General features: G+C 38.0%; 3 protein-coding genes and 1 pseudogene. 2 read left to right on the forward strand and 2 right to left on the reverse strand.

All coding sequences use genetic code 11. The features are described 5' to 3' along the window. The coding region (locus tag FC55_RS09570; RefSeq protein WP_155512836.1) for a DDE-type integrase/transposase/recombinase at window positions 1-251 on the forward strand (251 nt) is incomplete at its 5' end. Between the two features lie 67 nt (window positions 252-318). Next, window positions 319-744 (forward strand): annotated as a pseudogene (locus tag FC55_RS09575) (transposase); the annotation flags it as partial. A 194-nt stretch (window positions 745-938) separates the two neighbouring features. Here the strand turns inward: FC55_RS09575 and FC55_RS09580 are convergent. Then, window positions 939-1643, reverse strand: a complete 705-nt coding sequence (locus tag FC55_RS09580; RefSeq protein ID WP_003699228.1) for a Crp/Fnr family transcriptional regulator — start codon at window positions 1641-1643, stop codon at window positions 939-941. 144 nt (window positions 1644-1787) lie between these two features. After that, window positions 1788-2360, reverse strand: coding sequence for a Dps family protein (locus FC55_RS09585; RefSeq protein WP_003699242.1), 573 nt, complete (start codon window positions 2358-2360; stop codon window positions 1788-1790). Window positions 2361-2548: the final 188 nt, after the last annotated feature.

Below are 2548 nucleotides of genomic sequence, written 5' to 3' on the forward strand. Positions count from 1 at the left end.
GAGGTTTGCGCCCGTTTTCTAATCAAGGGACAGAACATCGTACCATTAAATACCTGAATAATTTGATTGAACAAGACCATCGTCCAGTAAAGAGACGCAATAAATTCTATCGAAGTTTACGCACTGCCTCTACCACGATTAAAGGCATGGAAGCCATCCGAGGATTATATAAGAAAACCCAAAAAGAAGGCACTCTCTTCGGGTTTTCGGTCTGTACTGAAATCAAGGTATTATTGAGAATCCCAGCTTAAATCATAGATACCGTAAGGGATTTTATTCTTTATTTAAAACTTTGCAACAGAACCAAATCATGAATATAAGGCCTACTTGAGTGCTGTAAAGGATATTTATACTGGAGAGATTATAAGTTGGGTGATAAGTAAAACTAACGACAATCCTTTAGTTATGAAAACAATTAAGGCAGCTATTGAAGCTAATCCAGGAGTAACTCTAATTTTACACAGTGATCGTGGCTTTCAATATACATCAAAAGAATATGTTCGTGAAGTTTCAAAAGCAGGAATTACACGTAGTATGTCACGAGTCGGACGCTGTATTGATAACGCACCAATGGAAAGTTTCTGGAGTCATTCTAAAGATGAGTACTACTATGATCATACTTTTATAACTTATGAAGAATTAGTGTCCGGGATCGCTGGATATATTAATTATTACAACAATGAGCGTTATCAATGGAAACTAAAAAGCCTGACTCCAGCAGAATGCCGAAATCAGGCCGCATAAAATTTTACATATTTAATTGTCTACTTGACAGGGGTCACTCCATATCATGTTTGTGCTTTTATTTTCCCAATGAATGAAGAGCGTTCTGTCTTAAAAAAGCCAAAAACGGACAGATGGAAGCAAAAGCACTGAGTTCTGTTCCGTTGTTAATGAAGAGCGACAGAACACCAACGTGTAGAAAAAAGTGTGTCCGATTATTCGCTGTAAAGCAATAAATCATCTAAATCCAGAATCTTGATCCTTTTCCCAGACAGCTGTTGAATCAATCCCTCGTCCTCCAATTCTCCAAATTTGCGACTGATGGTCTCAGGTGTCGTTCCTAAATAGGAAGCAATGTCCTTTTTTCCCATCGGCAGGGTGATGGTGGGAGAGTTGCCCATTTCAGGTTCCACATTTTCTGCCAAAAACAAAACTAAACGGGTAATGACACTCTCCAAGGCTACTTGTGTCGTTTGACGTTCTGAACTTTCTAACCGTTTAGACATTTCCGCCAATAGTTTTAAAGAAATAGCTGGGTATTGTTCCAAAAAATCTTGGACATCTTTTCGCTGAATCATACAGACAACGGTATCTTGGATTGCTTCGGCATATTCCTCGTGTACTGCATCCGGGTTGAACAAGGTCCATTCTCCGGTGAAATCACCAGGGTTCAAGATCCGCACTAGCTGCTCTTTGCCAGAGTCTGCCAATCGATAAATACGGACTTTCCCACGATTGATAATATATAAAGTATCCTCTTTTTCTTGTGAACGAAACAGAAACTCTCCTTTTTGATACTGTTTCGTGTGGGCTTTTTCAGCAATGTAATTCATCGCGCTATCCTCTAAGTGATTGAATATTGGAACCAAGCGGATACAGGCTGCGTGGTCGCCAATTTCATGATGGGTATGTTTAGTCAATTCATTCTCCCCCTTTATTTATTTTGTTTATATTCGCTGCTTTTATTATATAAGTCTCTTACTACAAAAAAATTGATGCACATCAAGAAAATGGAAAAAGGACTGGAAAGAATTCCAATCCCTAAATCAGCTTCTACTTTTACCTTAATCTTCATCCTCATCAAGAGCGTCATCATCTTCTAATGCTTCTTTACCAATGAACGCTTGCAGCATCCAAATGTTCTTGTCTAAGTCATTTTTAAAAGCAATCAATGTATCTTCTAAAGCATCGTCACCCTCGTCTTGAGCTAAACGAATCGCACGAATAGTTAGGTCACGAGTGCTTCTGAAGTCCTCGATAATATTTTCAACCATGTCTTCTGCTTTAGAGTATTTATTAACTGCATCTTCCGAAAGTATCGAATATTTTTCAAATTCAACCGTTGTCGAAGCAGGTTTATGCCCAGAAGTAATTAGACGCTCCGCAAGTTTGTCGAACCATTTTTCATTTTCGTTATACAACTCTTCAAATTTTTCATGCAACGTAAAGAAATTGGCTCCTTTTACATACCAGTGATATTGGTGCAGTTTCACATGTAATGTATGCATGTTGCCTAAAAGATGATCTGCAATGGCCGCTGCATTAATTTTCGTATGATGAACATGTTCCTTGTGTTCTTGTTCTTCTTGCAATCTTTCTTGGGGTGTTCTTTCTTGAGTAGCTTTATTTTCAGTCATGATTTATTCCTCCTATAATTTTGGTTTGTTTAAAATAGCTTTCTTTGATTCCTCCTTTTTCTTTACTAAATTTAGTATAGGATAGATTTCCGTTAAAAAAATTGACGCTCATCAAGAAAAGTATTTCTTAATAGACGCCAGGCTTCTCTAGTCAACTCACTCCAGTCTAAAGACATGGGGCTTGTGAG

Origin of the sequence: Ligilactobacillus salivarius DSM 20555 = ATCC 11741 (genome assembly GCF_001435955.1) — a bacterium.
Lineage (GTDB): Bacteria > Bacillota > Bacilli > Lactobacillales > Lactobacillaceae > Ligilactobacillus > Ligilactobacillus salivarius.

Coding starts and splice junctions, on each gene's coding strand:
- FC55_RS09585 (WP_003699242.1), bottom strand. CDS start 2,360: ATGACTGAAAATAAAGCTACTCAAGAAAGAACACCCCAAGAAAGATTG.